The organism is Streptomyces sp. PKU-EA00015, from assembly GCF_013387495.1.
Classification (GTDB): domain Bacteria; phylum Actinomycetota; class Actinomycetes; order Streptomycetales; family Streptomycetaceae; genus Streptomyces.
Window position 1 is genome coordinate 88,385 of sequence record NZ_JABZEE010000008.1, and the last position, 14,985, is coordinate 103,369.

At 69.1% G+C, this 14,985-nt stretch carries 12 protein-coding genes and 1 tRNA gene; 5 read left to right on the forward strand and 8 right to left on the reverse strand.

Translation table 11 applies throughout. From position 1 onward, the window contains the following. Nucleotides 1-7: 7 nt before the first annotated feature. Together HW130_RS08305 and HW130_RS08310 are read left to right on the forward strand one after the other, a co-directional pair. A complete protein-coding gene (locus tag HW130_RS08305) occupies nt 8-1,381 on the forward strand; it encodes an aminotransferase class V-fold PLP-dependent enzyme (RefSeq protein WP_177148787.1) in 1,374 nt (457 codons plus the stop codon). Further along, nucleotides 1,378-2,811 (forward strand): lysine N(6)-hydroxylase/L-ornithine N(5)-oxygenase family protein, encoded by a 1,434-nt coding sequence (locus HW130_RS08310; protein ID WP_177148788.1) that lies wholly within the window; start codon nt 1,378-1,380, stop codon nt 2,809-2,811. Before HW130_RS08305 ends, HW130_RS08310 begins: the two co-directional genes overlap by 4 nt. Nucleotides 2,812-2,835: 24 nt before the next feature. Here the strand turns inward: HW130_RS08310 and HW130_RS08315 are convergent, their stop codons facing one another. Beyond that, complete coding sequence (locus HW130_RS08315) at nt 2,836-4,647, reverse strand: bifunctional UDP-sugar hydrolase/5'-nucleotidase (protein WP_177148789.1); 1,812 nt, start codon at nt 4,645-4,647, stop codon at nt 2,836-2,838. A gap of 94 nt (nt 4,648-4,741) precedes the next feature. Here HW130_RS08315 and HW130_RS08320 point away from each other — a divergent pair, with 94 nt between their 5' ends. Both HW130_RS08320 and pyk read left to right on the forward strand, forming a co-directional pair. After that, on the forward strand, nt 4,742-5,443 hold the full coding sequence (locus HW130_RS08320) for an SIMPL domain-containing protein (RefSeq protein ID WP_177148790.1): 702 nt from the start codon (nt 4,742-4,744) through the stop codon (nt 5,441-5,443). 146 nt (nt 5,444-5,589) lie between these two features. Further along, nucleotides 5,590-7,017 carry a pyruvate kinase gene (pyk, locus tag HW130_RS08325; RefSeq protein WP_177148791.1) on the forward strand — a complete coding sequence of 476 codons (1,428 nt, stop codon included), beginning with the start codon at nt 5,590-5,592 and terminating at the stop codon, nt 7,015-7,017. Between the two features lie 3 nt (nt 7,018-7,020). On the opposite strand, the gene HW130_RS08330 is transcribed toward pyk, so the two are convergent. Together HW130_RS08330 and HW130_RS08335 are read right to left on the reverse strand one after the other, a co-directional pair. After that, the gene (locus HW130_RS08330) at nt 7,021-7,806 is read right to left on the reverse strand and encodes a helix-turn-helix domain-containing protein (RefSeq protein WP_177148792.1); all 786 of its coding nucleotides are present in this window, start codon (nt 7,804-7,806) and stop codon (nt 7,021-7,023) included. An 82-nt stretch (nt 7,807-7,888) separates the two neighbouring features. Continuing rightward, nucleotides 7,889-7,971 (reverse strand) — tRNA-Leu (locus tag HW130_RS08335). A 93-nt stretch (nt 7,972-8,064) separates the two neighbouring features. Between HW130_RS08335 and HW130_RS08340 the strand changes: the two genes are divergently transcribed. Beyond that, nucleotides 8,065-8,721 carry an ANTAR domain-containing response regulator gene (locus tag HW130_RS08340; protein WP_177148793.1) on the forward strand — a complete coding sequence of 219 codons (657 nt, stop codon included), beginning with the start codon at nt 8,065-8,067 and terminating at the stop codon, nt 8,719-8,721. 62 nt (nt 8,722-8,783) lie between these two features. Here HW130_RS08340 and HW130_RS08345 read toward each other — a convergent pair whose 3' ends face one another. The 5 genes from HW130_RS08345 to HW130_RS08365 all read right to left on the reverse strand — a co-directional run bounded on the left by HW130_RS08345 (nt 8,784) and on the right by HW130_RS08365 (nt 14,575). Then, nucleotides 8,784-9,500 carry an ABC transporter ATP-binding protein gene (locus HW130_RS08345; RefSeq protein ID WP_177148794.1) on the reverse strand — a complete coding sequence of 239 codons (717 nt, stop codon included), beginning with the start codon at nt 9,498-9,500 and terminating at the stop codon, nt 8,784-8,786. After that, on the reverse strand, nt 9,497-10,534 hold the full coding sequence (locus tag HW130_RS08350; protein ID WP_177148795.1) for an ABC transporter ATP-binding protein: 1,038 nt from the start codon (nt 10,532-10,534) through the stop codon (nt 9,497-9,499). Before HW130_RS08350 ends, HW130_RS08345 begins: the two co-directional genes overlap by 4 nt. A 5-nt stretch (nt 10,535-10,539) precedes the next feature. Continuing rightward, nucleotides 10,540-12,270: a branched-chain amino acid ABC transporter permease gene (locus tag HW130_RS08355; protein ID WP_177148915.1), complete on the reverse strand. Its 1,731-nt coding sequence runs from the start codon at nt 12,268-12,270 to the stop codon at nt 10,540-10,542. A gap of 5 nt (nt 12,271-12,275) precedes the next feature. Continuing rightward, nucleotides 12,276-13,208, reverse strand: coding sequence for a branched-chain amino acid ABC transporter permease (locus HW130_RS08360; RefSeq protein WP_177148796.1), 933 nt, complete (start codon nt 13,206-13,208; stop codon nt 12,276-12,278). A gap of 134 nt (nt 13,209-13,342) precedes the next feature. Beyond that, on the reverse strand, nt 13,343-14,575 hold the full coding sequence (locus HW130_RS08365; RefSeq protein ID WP_177148797.1) for a branched-chain amino acid ABC transporter substrate-binding protein: 1,233 nt from the start codon (nt 14,573-14,575) through the stop codon (nt 13,343-13,345). Nucleotides 14,576-14,985: the final 410 nt, after the last annotated feature.

Consider the following 14,985-nt stretch of genomic DNA (forward strand, 5'->3'; position numbering starts at 1 on the left):
ACCCCGCATGCCCACCCCGCCGCTTCCGCCCCTCGCCGGTGGGCCCGCCGGCCCCGACGCCCTGCGGCCGCTGGTCGGCGTCGTGCTCGGCGCCCTCCGGGAGGGCGCCGAGCAGCGCGGCGGGCCGCTGCCCGGCGGCGGTCCGGACGCCGTCGCCGAGCACGTCCGCGACGCGCTGAAGGACGCCCTGCCCGACCAGGGCCACGGCGCCGAAGAGGCCCTCCACGCCCTCGTCCGCGCCGTCGCCCACGGCTCGGCCGACCCGGCCGACCCCCTGTGCGCGGCCCATCTGCACACCCCGCCCCTCGCACTCGCCGTCGCCGCCGACCTCGCGGCCTCCGCGCTCAACCCGTCGATGGACTCGTGGGACCAGGCACCGGCCGCCTCCGCGCTGGAGAGCGCCGTCACCCGGGCCCTCGCCGCCGAGGTCTACCCGCACGCCCCCGCCCCCGACGCCCTCGTCACCACCGGCGGCACCGAGTCCAACCAGCTCGCCCTCCTCCTCGCCCGCGAACGCCACAGCGCCCCGCTCCAGGTCGTCTGCGCCGACTCCGCGCACCACTCCGTGCGCCGCGCCGCCTGGCTGCTGGGCCTGCCCGGCCCGGTCACCGTCCCGGTCCACGACACCGCCGCCCTGGACGCCGCCCTCACCGAACTGCCCGGTCCCGTCCTGGTCGTCGCCACCGCGGGCACCACCGACACCGGCCGCATCGACCCGCTCCCGGAGATCGCCGACATGACGGCACGGCATCGCGCCGAGCTGCACGTCGACGCGGCCTACGGCGGTCCCCTGCTGTTCAGCCGGACCCTGCGTCCTCTCGTCGCCGGCCTGGACCGCGCCCACTCGGTCACCCTCGACCTGCACAAACTCGGGTGGCAGCCCGTCGCGGCCGGACTCGTCGCGGTGTCCGACACGGCCCGCCTCGCCCCCCTCGCGCACACCGCCGAGTACCTCAACGCCGAGGACGACACGGACGCCGGCCTGCCCGACCTCCTCGGCCGCTCCCCGCGCACCACCCGACGCCCCGACGTCCTCAAGATCGCCGTCACCCTCAGGGCCCTCGGGCGCACCGGACTCGGCGCACTCGTGGACCGGGTCTGCGCCGCCGCGCAGGACCTCGCCGACATGGTCGAGAAGCATCCCGGTCTGAAGCTGTACGAGCGGCCCACCCTGTCGACGGTCCTGTTCCGCCCCGCCGGCGCCACCGACGAGCAGACCGCCGGTATCCGCCGCACCCTCCTCACCGGCGGCCGCGCCGTCCTCGGCCGGGCCCGCGCCGACGGCCGCGTCTGGCTCAAGGCGACCCTGCTCAACCCGCACGCCACCCCCGCCCACCTGCACGCCCTGCTCGCACTCGTGGAAGGCAGCACCCCCCGATGACCGCCACGCCCGCTCCCGAGGCCGCCACGGCGGCGGCCGCCCTCGACCGCCCCCACGACCTCGTGGGCATCGGCATCGGCCCGTTCAACCTCTCCCTCGCCGCGCTCGCCCACGGCGTACCGGGCGGCCTCGCCACCGCCTTCTACGAGCGGCGGCCCGCCTTCCACTGGCACCCCGGCCTGCTCATCGAGGGCGCCACCCTCCAGGTCCCGTTCCTCGCCGACCTGGTCACGCTCGCCGACCCGGCGAGCCCCTGGTCGTTCCTCAGCCATCTGCGCGCCCGCGAACGGCTCTTCCCCTTCTACTTCGCCGAGAGGTTCCACATCCAGCGCGCCGAGTACGACGCGTACTGCCGCTGGGTCGGCGAGAACCTGCCGGGACTCCACTTCGGCCACCAGGTCGACACCGTCCGCTGGAACCCCGAACGCGACCTGTTCGAGGTGGACTTCACCCAGCTCGACGCCGACGGCGAGGCCGCGGCCCTCGGCCGCGCGTACACGCGTGCCGTCGCGCTCGGCATCGGCACCGAGCCGTACGTCCCCGAACCGCTGCGGCCCCTCGCCGACGCGCCCGGTGTGCCCGTGATCCACTCCGCCGACTACCTCGACCACCGCGACGCCCTGATCGCCGCCGAACACGTCACCGTGATCGGCTCGGGCCAGTCCGGGGCCGAGGTCTTCCTCGACCTGCTGCGCGCCCGACCCGCCGGGGCCGAGAGGATCCACTGGCTGGCCCGCACGGAGGCGTTCGCGCCCATGGAGTACTCCAAGCTCGGCCTCGAACACTTCACGCCCGACTACACACGCTACTTCCACGCCCTGCCCGAGCAGGTCCGCAACGACCTCGTCCCGCGGCAGTGGCAGCTCCACAAGGGCATCGACGCCGACACCATCGCCGCCGTCCACGACGAGCTCTACCGCCGCACCCTGCACGGCGGCTGGCCCGAAACCGTCCTGACGCCCGGTGTCACCGTCCGCACCGCCGGCCGCGTCGCCACCACGAAGATCGAACTGCACCTCGAGCACCTCCAGCAGGGCATCCGCTCCCGGCTCACCACCGACGCCGTCGTCCTCGCCACCGGTTACCGCGAACGGCCGCTGGACCGGCTGCTCGCCGGTCTCGACCGGTACATGCGCCGCGACAGCGCCGGCCGTCCCGTCGTCGACGAGCAGTACCGGATGAAGCTCGACCCCTCCGTCACGGGAACGGTCTACGTGCAGAACGCCGAGCGCCACACCCACGGCGTCGGCGCCCCCGACCTCGGCCTCGCCGCCTGGCGCAGCGCGACCATCCTCAACTCGCTCACCGGCAAGGAGCCCTACCCCCTGCCACGCCGCACCGCCTTCACCAGCTTCGGCCTCGAACGGCGCGAGGCGCCCGGCATCCCCGGCCAGCAGCCGCAGCCGGCTCGCCTGGCCCAGGGACGCTGAGCGCCTCCCCCCGTCCCAAAGCGGCTAGAAGACCGGCGCGCCGTCCCGCGTCAGCTTCCACCCCACCGAGGCGAACGACGCCGGGTCGACCGTGCCCTGCGCCTGCACCCAGGAGATGATCGTGTTCCTGATCTCCTCGGAGTTCGCCCACAGCTGCTGGGCGCGGGCGATGTGCGGGAAGTTGCCTCCACCGCTCGCCCGGTAGTTGTTGACGGCCAGCACGAACCGGGCCGCCGGATCGATCGGACGGCCCTCGAAGGACAGGTTCACGATCCGCGAACCGGCCGGCTTCGCGATGTCGACCTCGTACGTCACCCCCGACACGGCGTCGTAGTTGTAGTCGGGCGTACCCCCCGCGTTCGTCAGCTTCGACGTGTCGACCGGAGCGCCCGCGGGCGTCTGCACGTAGTAGCGCGCGGAGAACTCCAGGTACTCCCGCAGCTGCGCACCCGTCACCAGCCGGGCCTCGAGGGTGTTCTCGAACGGATAGAGCCCGGCCGCGTCCCGGATCGTCACGTCACCCGCCGGGATGGCGGCCGTACGGGAGAAGCACGACGCCTGCGACAGCACCGGAAGCGCCGCCCACTGGCCGCCCGCCAGGGCCGCCTTCACCGTCTCGGCCTGCACGTGGTTGATCAGGTCGATGATCGGCTCGTCCTTCCAGGGCGCGTCGGCCGTCGACATCGCGACGGTGGACGTGCCGATGACCTGGTTGACGTACGCGACCACCTTCTCGTGCTCGTCGCCGAGCAGCCGGGTGATCTCCTCGTCCTCCGCGACCGTGTTCGAGTTCAGGACCTGCGCGCCCACCTTCTCGACGGTCCAGCGGCCCTTCTCCCACACCAGGTCGAAGTCGAACAGGGTGAGCCGCTGGCCCCACTTCAGCGGCTCGGAGAGCACGACCTGCTTGCCGGTCTCCTTGTTGGCGACGAAGTACTCGGCAATCTCGGTGTGCGCGTGGCCGACCAGGATCGCGTCGATGCCCGGCACCTGCTCGGCGACCAGACCCGCCGCGTTCTCGATGTACGGCAGCTGGTCACCGTACGAGGAGGTGCCGCTGGAGCCCGAGTGCGCGGAGACGATGACGACGTCGGCGCCCATCGACCGGAGCTTCGGCACCCACTTCGCCGCCTGCTCCTCCAGGCCGGGGAAGATCATCTTCCCGCTGACGTTCTGCTTGTCCCAGATCGCGATGCCGGGGTTGGTGAGCCCGAGGACCGCGACACGCACGTCACGGCCGTGCGGGGTGCGCAGCCGGTGCATGCTGTACGGCGCGAACGCCGGACGCAGCGTCTTCGCGTCCAGCGCGTTCGCACCGAGCAGCGGGAAGTCGCACTGCTCCTCGAACTTCCGCAGCACCGGGATGCCGTAGTTGAACTCGTGGTTGCCGAGCGCCGCGGCGTCGTAGCCGATGGCGTTCATCGCCTGCGCCATCGGGTGCACCGGTCCGCGCTCGGCGGTGATCGGGTCGACCTTGGCGTAGTAGTACGACAGCTGGGTGCCCTGAATGGTGTCGCCGGCGTCTATCAGGAGCGTGTTGCGGCGCCCCTTCTCCTCGCGGACGCGGTTCACCAGCGTCGAGATCTTCGCCAGGCCCACGTCGTTGTGGGCCTTGTCGTCGAACTCCTTGTCGGTGAAGTAGTCCCAGTTGAAGACATTGCCGTGCAGATCCGTCGTCCCCATCACGGTGAACGAGTACCGCTTCGGCGGACGTCCGTGGCCGTGCCCCCGTCCCGGCTCGTCGGCCGCGGCGGGTGCCGCGGCGCTGCCGGCGATCGCCACACCGGCCCCGGCGGCGGCCGACCGCTCCAGGAACGTCCTACGGTTCAGCGGCATTTCGTCTCCCTCGATCATGAGCACAACGCGCGTAGATTCTGGCGCAGGACCGTCCCGTGCGAAAGGGTTCGACCACAACAGTGAGGGAGACCGCATGACCAGCGACAGCGCAGTCCCGTACGGCACACCCGAGGCGCCGAGGGTCTCCGTGCGCGGCGAGGCCAGGCTCGAGTTCGACCCCGAGATCGCCAGGATCGGCGTCCAGGTCAGCGCCCGCGGCAAGGACCGGCGCACCGCCCTGGAGGACCTGACCCGGCGCAACAACGCCGTGCTCGAGCTGATCAAGTCCTACGGCGACGCCGTCGAGAAACTGGCCACCGGCGCCTTCTCCATCAGCCCCGAACTCGCCCAGCACGGCCGCGGCGAGAGGGTCCGCGCCTACCACGGCGGCGTGTACATCACCGCCACACTCACCGACTTCACCGCCCTCGGCGAACTCACCACCCGGCTCGCCGATATGGAGCTGACCCGGGTCAGCGGCCCCTGGTGGTCGCTGCGCCCCGACTCGCCCGCGCACGGCGAGGCCCGCCGCGAGGCCGTACGGGACGCGGTGCAGCGCGCCCGCGAATACGCCGCGGCGCTCGGCAGCCGGCTCTCGGCCCTGGTGGAACTCGCCGACATCGGCGCGGAGAACCCCGTGCCGTACGGCATGCCGGCCGCGTCCGGCGGAATGCGGGCGGCGGCATTCGAGGCGGCCCAGACCGAAATGGCGCCCGCCCTGGATCTCGAACCGCAGCGCCAGACGGTGAGCGCACAGGTGAACGCGCGTTTCACCATGACCCCGCCGGAGTTCTAGACGAGCACATTTTCATGAAGTGGCGAGCGCTCATCGGAGCACCCCTGCGCACAATTCAACACTTGTCAATAACGCTTCACGCAAAGGTTGTTGAGTAGTCATGCCCGGCCAATTCTCTACCGGCCGGTAAGCCATAGGCTCGAAGCATGCGCCGAGCAAAGATCGTCTGTACCCTGGGGCCCGCCACCGACACATACGACCAGATCAAAGCCCTGGTCGAAGCCGGAATGGACGTCGCCCGCTTCAACCTCAGCCACGGCACGTACGCCGACCACGAGGAACGTTACGGGCACGTGCGGAAGGCCTCCGACGAGACCGGCCGCAGCGTGGGCGTCCTCGCCGACCTTCAAGGTCCGAAGATCCGTCTCGGGCGTTTCCGGGAAGGCCCCGTACTGCTCGAACGCGGCGACGAATTCACCATCACCGTCGAGGACATCGAGGGCGACCGCCACATCTGCGGAACCACCTACAAAGGACTGGCGGCGGACGTCACGCGCGGCGAGCGCATCCTCGTCGACGACGGAAAGGTCGCCCTCGAGGTCACCGAGGTGGACGGCACCCGCGTGCGCACCGTCGTCGCCGAAGGCGGCATGGTCTCCGACCACAAGGGGCTCAACCTCCCCGGTGTCGCCGTCTCCGTCCCCGCGCTCTCCGAGAAGGACGTCGAGGACCTGCGCTGGGCCCTGCGCATCGGCGCGGACGTCATCGCCCTCTCCTTCGTCCGCAGCGGCCGCGACATCGACGACGTCCACCGCGTCATGGCGGAGGAAGGCCGGCGCATCCCGGTCATCGCCAAGGTCGAGAAGCCCCAGGCCGTGGAGAACATCGACGACATCGTCGCCGCCTTCGACGGCATCATGGTCGCCCGCGGCGACCTCGGCGTCGAAATGCCGCTGGAGCAGGTGCCCATCGTCCAGAAGAGGGCCGTCAAGCTCGCCAAGCGCAACGCCAAGCCGGTCATCGTCGCCACCCAGATGCTCGACTCGATGATCGACAACAGCCGTCCCACCCGCGCCGAGGCCTCCGACGTCGCCAACGCCGTCATGGACGGCACCGACGCCGTGATGCTCTCGGGCGAGACCAGCGTCGGCAAATACCCCGTCGAGACGGTCAGGACCATGAGCCGCATCGTCGAGGCGGCCGAGGAGGACGTCCTCGCCAAGGGCCTGCCGCCCCTGACCGAGCGCAACAAGCCCCGCACCCAGGGCGGCGCCGTCGCCCGCGCGGCCGCCGAGATGGGGGACTTCCTCGGCGCCAAGTTCCTGGTCGCCTTCACCCAGTCCGGCGACACGGTCCGCCGCCTGTCGCGCTACCGCTCCCCGATCCCGCTCCTCGCGTTCACCCCGGACCCCTCCACGCGCTCGCAGCTCAACCTCACGTGGGGCGTGGAGACTTTCCTCGGCCCGCACGTGGAGTCGACCGACGCGATGGTGGCGCAGGTGGACGAGGAACTGCTGAAGATCGGCCGCTGCCGGAAGGGCGACATCGTGGTCATCACGGCCGGCTCCCCGCCGGGCGTCCCGGGCTCGACGAACCTGGTCCGGGTGCACCGCATCGGCGAGGGCCTCGCGTAAGGCTCAGTGCTTCGGCCCGACGTGCGCGTCCATGAGGGCGACGGAAGCGCGTCGGGCGACGGAGATGTTGTACGGCCGGCCGCCGCGGGTGCAGTGCTTCCACTCGACGCCCAGCTTGTCGAGGGTGTCCGTGTACAGCTGCCGGATGTCGTCCGAGAGATTGGTGAAGAAGTACCGCGGGTACTCGTAGCGCTTGCGCTCACCGCCCACGATCCGGGTGGTCCAGTTAATGTTCCGGCAGCCGTCGGAGTGGATGAGCCCCCGGACGAACTCCCAGGGATAGGCGTCGATGATGTCCTGCTGCCAGGGCTCGAGGGCGATCTTTCGCTCGTGCTTCTTGCCGGGGCCGTGCTGGGGGAAAAGGCACCACAGGTGCTTGGAGTACATCTTCACTTCGCGGCACCCCTGCCGGCGCACTCTGCAAACGGAGTTGTGCGGGAACACCGAACGCATGGCTCTCTCGCATGCCTCCATGACCCCGGGCCACGACTCGTCACAGCTGATGGAGAGGCTCGGGGACCGCATGGCTCGGTTCTGGATGATGTGCCCATCGCCGAGGTACAAGCCGAGGAGATATGCGTAAGCCGGTTGATCCAGCTCTCCGTCGCACCGGGGGCATGCGGGCTGATGCGCGTTTGAGGGCTCTCCCCTCTTGGCGCGGTCAACGTGTTTCCAGTAGCTGATCGTGCCACTGGGTACCTGGAGCTTTCGAGCTACGTCAGTGTTCCTCGCGCCGTCCCGCAGCATCGTCAGGGCCTTCTGTCGCACTATTGTGCCGTGGAAGTTCATACGGCCACTTTGAGTGATGAATCATGGCCGTAAGTAGCACAAAGCGGATGTTCACGAGAACGTGAACATCCGCTTATTCGTGTGCCGGGTGCGGGATTCGAACCCGCACGCCCTTTCGGACAGATGTGTTTGAGACATCAGCGTCTGCCATTCCGCCAACCCGGCGAGGTCGCTTGTCGGAGTGTACCGGGTGATGGTCATCTCCATCAGCTAGGTAGGCTCTAAGGGCAGTGACCTGCCCCGCCCCGAGGAGCCCCCGTGACCGCCCCCGAGTCGCCCCAGCCGATCGCCGATGACGACGACAAGTCGCACGTACCGCCGCTGACGACCCGCGTCGTCATCGCCGAGGACGAGGCCCTCATCCGGCTCGACCTCAAAGAGATGCTCGAGGAAGAGGGGTACGCGGTCGTCGGCGAGGCCGGCGACGGTCAGCGAGCCGTCGAGCTGGCCCGGGAGCACCGCCCGGACCTCGTGATCCTCGATGTGAAGATGCCGGTCCTCGACGGGATCTCGGCGGCCGAGAAGATCGCCGAGGAGTCCATCGCCCCGGTCCTCATGCTCACGGCCTTCTCGCAGCGCGACCTCGTCGAGCGGGCGCGCGACGCCGGTGCCATGGCGTACCTCGTCAAGCCGTTCAGCAAGAGCGACGTCGTGCCGGCGATCGAGATGGCGGTCTCCCGCTTCACGGAGCTGAAGGCCCTGGAGAAGGAGGTTGCCGACCTCTCCCAGCGCCTGGAGACGCGCAAGCTGGTCGACCGCGCCAAGAGCATCCTGCAGACGCAGTACGGGCTGACGGAGCCGGCCGCGTTCCGGTGGATCCAGAAGACGTCGATGGACCGTCGCCTGTCGATGCAGCAGGTCGCGGAGGCGGTCATCGAGGACGCGGAGGAGAAGAAGGCGGCCAAGGGGCAGTAGCCGCCGGACGCGGGAAGGGCCCGCACCCCGTCGGGGGTGCGGGCCCTTCCGTCTGCCGGGAGTCAGTCCTCGCCGAGGTAGGCCTTGCGGACCGACTCGTCGTGGAGCAGGTCCTGGCCGGTGCCGGAGAGCACGACCTTGCCGACCTCCATCACGTAGGCCTGATCGGCCAGGGACAGCGCGGCCTGGGCGTTCTGCTCGACGAGGAGGATCGTCGTGCCCTGGGCCTTCAGCTCCGAGATGGTCGACATGATCTTCTGCATCATGATCGGGGAGAGGCCCATGGAGGGCTCGTCGAGCATGAGCAGTTTGGGCTGCGACATCAGCGCGCGTCCCATGGCGAGCATCTGCTGCTCACCGCCGGACAGCGTTCCCGCCGCCTGCTTGCGGCGCTCGCCGAGGATGGGGAAGAGATCGTAGGCACGCTGGATGTCCTTCTCGATCCCGTCCTTGTCGCTCCGCAGGAACGCTCCGAGGTGGAGGTTCTCGGCGATGGTGAGGCGGGGGAAGATGTGCCGCCCCTCGGGGGAGTGGGCCAGGCCCAGCGACACGATCTTGTGCGCGGGGATGCCGCTGAGCGGCTTCCCGTCGAACAGGATTCTTCCGCCGGACGGCTTGAGCAGTCCGGACAGCGTGCGCAGGGTCGTGGTCTTGCCGGCGCCGTTGGTGCCGATGAGGGTGACGACCTGTCCGGCCTCGACGGAGAAGGAGATGCCCTTGACGGCCTCGATCTTGCCGTAGGCGACCCTCAGGTCCTCGACTTCGAGGAGTGCGGTCACTTCGCCTCTCCTTCCTTGCCGGTGGTACGTGTTTCGTCGTCCGCGGAAGCGGCGGCGGAGCCGTCGCCGTCGGCGGGCGTGTCGTCGGCCAAGTCGTCCGACGCCCCGGGTTCGTCCGACGCGGAGTCGTCCGTCTCGGAGTCGTCCGACGCAGGCGCCGCATCCTTCGCGGCGGCGGAACCCGCCGGCTTGGTCTCCGCCTCGGCGGCGTCGACCTCGGCCGCTTCCGCCTCACCCGGCTCGCCCTCGAACGGCGTACCGAGGTACGCCGCCACGACGCGCTCGTCGCCCTGGACGACGGCCGGCGTGCCCTCGATGAGCTTCTCGCCCTGGACGAGACAGGCGACGCGGTCGCAGAGGTTGAAGATGAAGCGCATGTCGTGCTCGATGACGAGCACGGCGATGCCCATGTCCCGGATGGCGAAGATGAGTTCCTCGGCGGCCCGGGTCTCCTGGGGGTTCATGCCCGCGGTGGGCTCGTCGAGGAGCAGCAGACCGGGGTCGCTCGCGAGCGCGCGGGCGATCTCCAGCTTGCGCTGCTCGCCGTAGGGCAGGTTGCGGGCGAGGTGGTCGGCCTTGTGCTCCAGGCCGATGAACTCCAGGAGTTCCATGGCTCGTGCGTGGGACGCGGCCTCCGCCTTCTTGAAGCCCGGTCCGCGCAGGAGGGCGGACCAGAGACCTTCCTTGGTCCGGGTGTGCCGGCCGACCAGGACGTTCTCCAGGACGGTCATGTTGGCGAACAGCCGGATGTTCTGGAAGGTACGGGCGATGCCCGCCTTGGTGACCAGGTGCGGCTTGGGCGGCAGGACCGTGCCCTTGTAGGAGACGGTGCCCTCGGTCGGGATGTACAGGCCGGTGAGGCAGTTGAAGAACGTCGTCTTGCCGGCGCCGTTGGGGCCGATGAGGCCGACGATCTCGCCCGAACGGACGGTCAGATCCACGGACTTGACGGCCGTGAGACCGCCGAAGCGCATGGTGACACCGCTGGCCTCGAGGACCGTCTGCGTGGTGGTGCTGGTGTTGGTGGTGGTCATGTCCTTCACGCCCCCGCCTTGGCGACGCCGACGCCGGAGTCGGGGAGTCCCTTGTCCGGGACGTCGAGTTGATCGGTCTCGTGGTACTCGAGCTGGGCGCGCCGGTTGGCGATAAGCCCTTCGGGGCGGACACGCATCAGCACGATGAGGGCGACGCCGAAGCCGAGGAGCTGGTAGTCCTGGAGGAACTGCAGCTTGGCCGGGATCATGTAGAGGAGCGTGGCGCCCAGCAGCGGTCCGCTGATGGTGCCCATGCCGCCGAGGATGACGGCCGCCAGGAGGAAGGCCGAGTTGGGCGGTACGGGGCCGGCGAACTGGTACATCTCGGGGACCACGGTGTGCTGGACGTGCGCCTGTACGGTGCCGGCGAGGCCGGCGAGCGTGGCACCCAGGGCGAACGCGATGAGCTTGACGCGGAAGCCGTTGATGCCCATGGCGGTGGCGGCCGTCTCGTCCTCGCGGATGGCGACCCAGGCACGGCCGATGCGGGAGCTGCCGGCACGGCTGAAGACGAGGACCACGAGGACCGTCGCCAGCAGCATCAGCAGGTAGTAGTTGGCGTAGGCGCCGAGTTCGAATCCGAGCACCGTGTGGGCCTGCCCGAAGTTGAACCCGAAGAACTCCAGGTCCGGGATGTTCGGGATGCCGTTGGGGCCGTTGGTGACCTGCGGGCCGGAGGTGCCGTCGAGGTTCAGCATGACGATGCGGAAGATCTCACCGAAGCCGAGCGTCACGATGGCGAGGTAGTCGCCGCGCAGCCGCAGGGTCGGGGCACCGATGACGACGCCGAAGATCAGCGACACGACGGCGCCGGTGAGCACAGCCGCCCAGAAGGGGAAGTGCACGTCGAAGGCGGAGGCTGTCGATCCGGAGACGAGGGCGGCGGTGTAGGCGCCGACGCCGAGGAAGGCGACGTATCCGAGGTCGAGCAGGCCGGCGAGGCCGACGACGACGTTCAGACCGAGTGCCACGGTCGCGAAGATGAGGATGTTGACCGCGACGAGCGTGTACTGGTCCGTGCTCTGGGTGAAGGGGAAGGCCGCGGCGGCGACGAAGGCGGAGAGCATCGTGACCTGGCGGTACTTGGCCGTGACGGCCGAGAGCCGGCCGACGAGGCCGGCCTTGAAGAGCGCGGCGACGGCGAACCCGACGGTGATCAGGTAGCCGGTGAAGAGCTCGGCGTACTCGGTGTCGATGCCGTAGGTGATGACGTACAGCCCGACCGCGAACGCGGCGACGATGATCAGGATCTCGGCCCAGGAGGGCAGTTCCTTGGCCTTGGCGGCTTTGCGGGTGTCGTCGGGCAGCAGGAACGCCGTGACGACGGGGATCGCGGAGGCCAGCACGGCGACGTAGCCACCGGGCTCCAGGTTCACGAGGCCGCCGAGCTCGACGGCGATGGCGATCACGGTGAACCAGGTGGTGGCGAAGCCGCCGAGGGCGAGGAGCCTCAGGGCCTTGGTGGTTCCGGTCGGTGCCAGCCAGCCGAGCCCCTTGATGCCGAGGGACGCGAGTGCGTAGAGAGCGACGAGCAGGCCGGCGACCAGGGTGAGGACCTGCAGTCCGCCGGGGTAGCCGGTGACGGTGAGGTCGCCGGGGAACTCGGCGGTCCAGGTCCATGCCAGGAAGGTGCTGGCGATGGTCGCGGCGCCGCCGAGAGCGGTCGCCCAGCGCAGGGCGGTGGCGCGGGAGATCTCCTGAGCGGCGCCGGCCGTCTTGGTGGTGTCGGTGGTCATCGTTCTCACGCCCGATCCGCGACGCGCTCACCGAGCAGACCCTGAGGCCTGACGAGCAGCACGACGATGAGGAGTACGAAAGCCCAGACGTTGGACCAGGCGCCACCGCCGAGCTGCTGCATGCCGGGGATTTCCTCGATGTAGGCGATCGACAGCGCCTCGGCGAGGCCGAGCACCACGCCGCCGACCATGGCGCCGTAGATGTTGCCGATGCCGCCGAGGACGGCGGCGGTGAACGCCTTGAGGCCGAGGATGAAGCCCATCTCGAAGTTGATCTGGCCCCGGTCGAGGCCGTACGCGACCGCCGCCACCGCGGCGAACGCGGCGCCGATGGCGAACGCCATCACGATGATGCGGTCGGTGTTGATGCCCATCAGCTTCGCCGTGTCGGGGTCCTGGGCGGTGGCCTGCATGGCGCGTCCGCTGCGGCTCTTGGAGACGAAGAGGCCGAGGCCGAGCATGCACAGCGGCGCGAGGATCAGCACGAAGGCGTCGGCGCGCTGGATGGCGAGGTTGTCGAAGATCTTGAAGGATTCCCCGGTGAACTCCGGGAAGCTGCGGGCTTCCTTGGCGTCCGGGTAGAAGCCCCAGACCAGCTGCTGGAGTGCGATCGACAGGCCGATCGCGGTGATGAGGGGGGCGAGCCTGGGAGCGTTGCGGAGCGGCCGGTAGGCGAAGCGCTCCGCGGCCGTGGCGACGGCGACGGAGGCTATGGCGCCGCCGATGATCATGAGCGGTATCGCCACCAGCAGGCTCGTTCCGCTGGGGAGCCAGATGTAGGTGGTGAGGGCGCCGAAGCCCCCGATCATGAAGATCTCGCCGTGGGCGAAGTTGATGAGCTGGACGATGCCGTAGACCATGGTGTACCCGATGGCGATCAGACCATAAAGGGCGCCGAGGGCAAGGCCGTTGGCCAGCTGTTGCGGCAGTTCGTTCACCGCAGGGCCTCCGATGAGCGTGTCGGATATGAGTCCGCGCGAGGGCGCTGTTTGCGCCCTCGCGCGGCTGTGTTCAATTTCGGTGGGGGCTGGCGGAGCGGCTCGCGGCCGGTCCGTCCTGGGTCACTGCTCGGTCAGTCCTCGAAGGTCGCGGACTTGACGTCGGTCCACTTGCCGCCCTTGACCGAGTAGACGGTGAGCTGCTTGTTGGTGGTGTCGCCGAACTCGTCGAACGAGACCTTGCCGGTCACACCGTCGAACGAGACCTTGGACATGGCCTCGGTGACCTTCTTGCGGGCGTCGGCCGGCACCTTGCCGTCGTTGGCCGCGACGACGGCCTTGACCGCCTGGATGATGCTCCACGCGGCGTCGTAGGAGTAGCCGCCGTAGGCCGCGTACGGGTCCTTGTAGCTGCCGGCGTTGTAGTCCTCGATGAACTTCTTGGCCGTCGGGAGCTTCTCGACCGGGTATCCGACGGAGGTCGCGAGGTCGCCGTCGTTCGCCGTACCGGAAGCCGCGATGAACGCCGGGTCGTAGATGCCGTCGCCACCCATGGTCGGGACGTTGGCCCCGGCCTTCTTGACCTGGTCGGAGAGCAGGCCGCCCTCGGGGTACTGACCGCCGAAGTAGACGGAGTCGGCGCCCTTGGCCTTGACCTTGTCGGCGGTGGAGGAGAAGTCGGTCTCCTTCACGGTGACGTGGTCGGTGCCGACGACCTTGCCGCCGAGGCGCTCGAACTCCTCGGAGAAGATCGCGGCGAGGCCGGCGCCGTAGGTCTGCTTGTCGTCGACGACGAAGACCTTGCGCTTCTTGGCGTCGTTGTACAGGTACTGGGCGGCGAACTTGCCCTGGATGACGTCCGTGGTGGCGGTACGGAAGTAGGTGGCGAACGGCCGCTTCTTCTCGCCCTTGGCCCAGTTGTCGCCCTGGCTCAGCGCCGGGTTGGTGTTGGCCGGGGAGACCTGGGTCAGGTTCGCGGAGTTGAAGACGCCCTGCATCGACTGGGACACGCCGGAGTTCAGCGGGCCGACGACGCCGAGGACGTCCTTGTTGCCGACCAGTTTGGTGGCGTTGGCCTGACCGGAGGCGGGTACGGCCTGGTCGTCGAGGGCCTCGATCTTGAACTCGACGCCCGGGACCTCGTTGTTCTTGTTGGCGGTCTTGGCCGCGAGGTCCACGGAGTTCTTGATGCCCTGACCGAGCGCCGACAGGGAGCCGGTGAGCGGCGCGTCGACACCGATGACAACGGTGGTCTTGCCACCGCTCTCGCTGCCGCCCTTGTTGTCGTCGCGCGAGCCGCAGGCGGAGAGGGTGAGCGCTCCCGTGGTGACCACGGTGGTGAGGATGAGCAAGGAACGGTGTCGCACGATTAATCCTTTCCCTGGCGCGGCCCCCTCTGCTGAGGTGCCGTTTTGCCGCCGGGCCGTACTGGGGGATACACGGCCTTCTGAAGGCGCGCCCTTCGGCGCGGTGACTGGCGGTGACTCTAGGCGGAGGTGAGGGGGCCCGGGAGACGGGAACTCAGGATGTGACGCTCTTGTTATGCCGAGGCCAAAGATCTGTGGGGGGAGTATGGACAGATCGGGCTTTTGGATACGGCACGGAATGCCCACATGGTGAGAATATGCAGTTCCGCTCAGGGGCTTGGGTGGTTCTTGGTGCTGACAGCCGTCCGGAGTTTGCTTGGGTTACTCGGAGAACGGGACTGTGAGGGTGCGTGAGGGTGAAACCGAATTCCGGACACGATCTCCGTCACTCAGGGTGACGGACGGGGAGA

What these genes read in the sequence shown, in the direction of transcription:
- pyk (WP_177148791.1), top strand. Translation starts at nt 5,590, where the DNA reads ATGCGCCGAGCAAAGATCGTCTGTACCCTGGGGCCCGCCACCGACACA.
- HW130_RS08355 (WP_177148915.1), bottom strand. Translation starts at nt 12,270, where the DNA reads ATGACCACCGACACCACCAAGACGGCCGGCGCCGCTCAGGAGATCTCC.
- HW130_RS08305 (WP_177148787.1), top strand. Translation starts at nt 8, where the DNA reads ATGCCCACCCCGCCGCTTCCGCCCCTCGCCGGTGGGCCCGCCGGCCCC.
- HW130_RS08350 (WP_177148795.1), bottom strand. Translation starts at nt 10,534, where the DNA reads ATGACCACCACCAACACCAGCACCACCACGCAGACGGTCCTCGAGGCC.
- HW130_RS08330 (WP_177148792.1), bottom strand. Translation starts at nt 7,806, where the DNA reads ATGAACTTCCACGGCACAATAGTGCGACAGAAGGCCCTGACGATGCTG.
- HW130_RS08320 (WP_177148790.1), top strand. Translation starts at nt 4,742, where the DNA reads ATGACCAGCGACAGCGCAGTCCCGTACGGCACACCCGAGGCGCCGAGG.
- HW130_RS08315 (WP_177148789.1), bottom strand. Translation starts at nt 4,647, where the DNA reads ATGCCGCTGAACCGTAGGACGTTCCTGGAGCGGTCGGCCGCCGCCGGG.
- HW130_RS08310 (WP_177148788.1), top strand. Translation starts at nt 1,378, where the DNA reads ATGACCGCCACGCCCGCTCCCGAGGCCGCCACGGCGGCGGCCGCCCTC.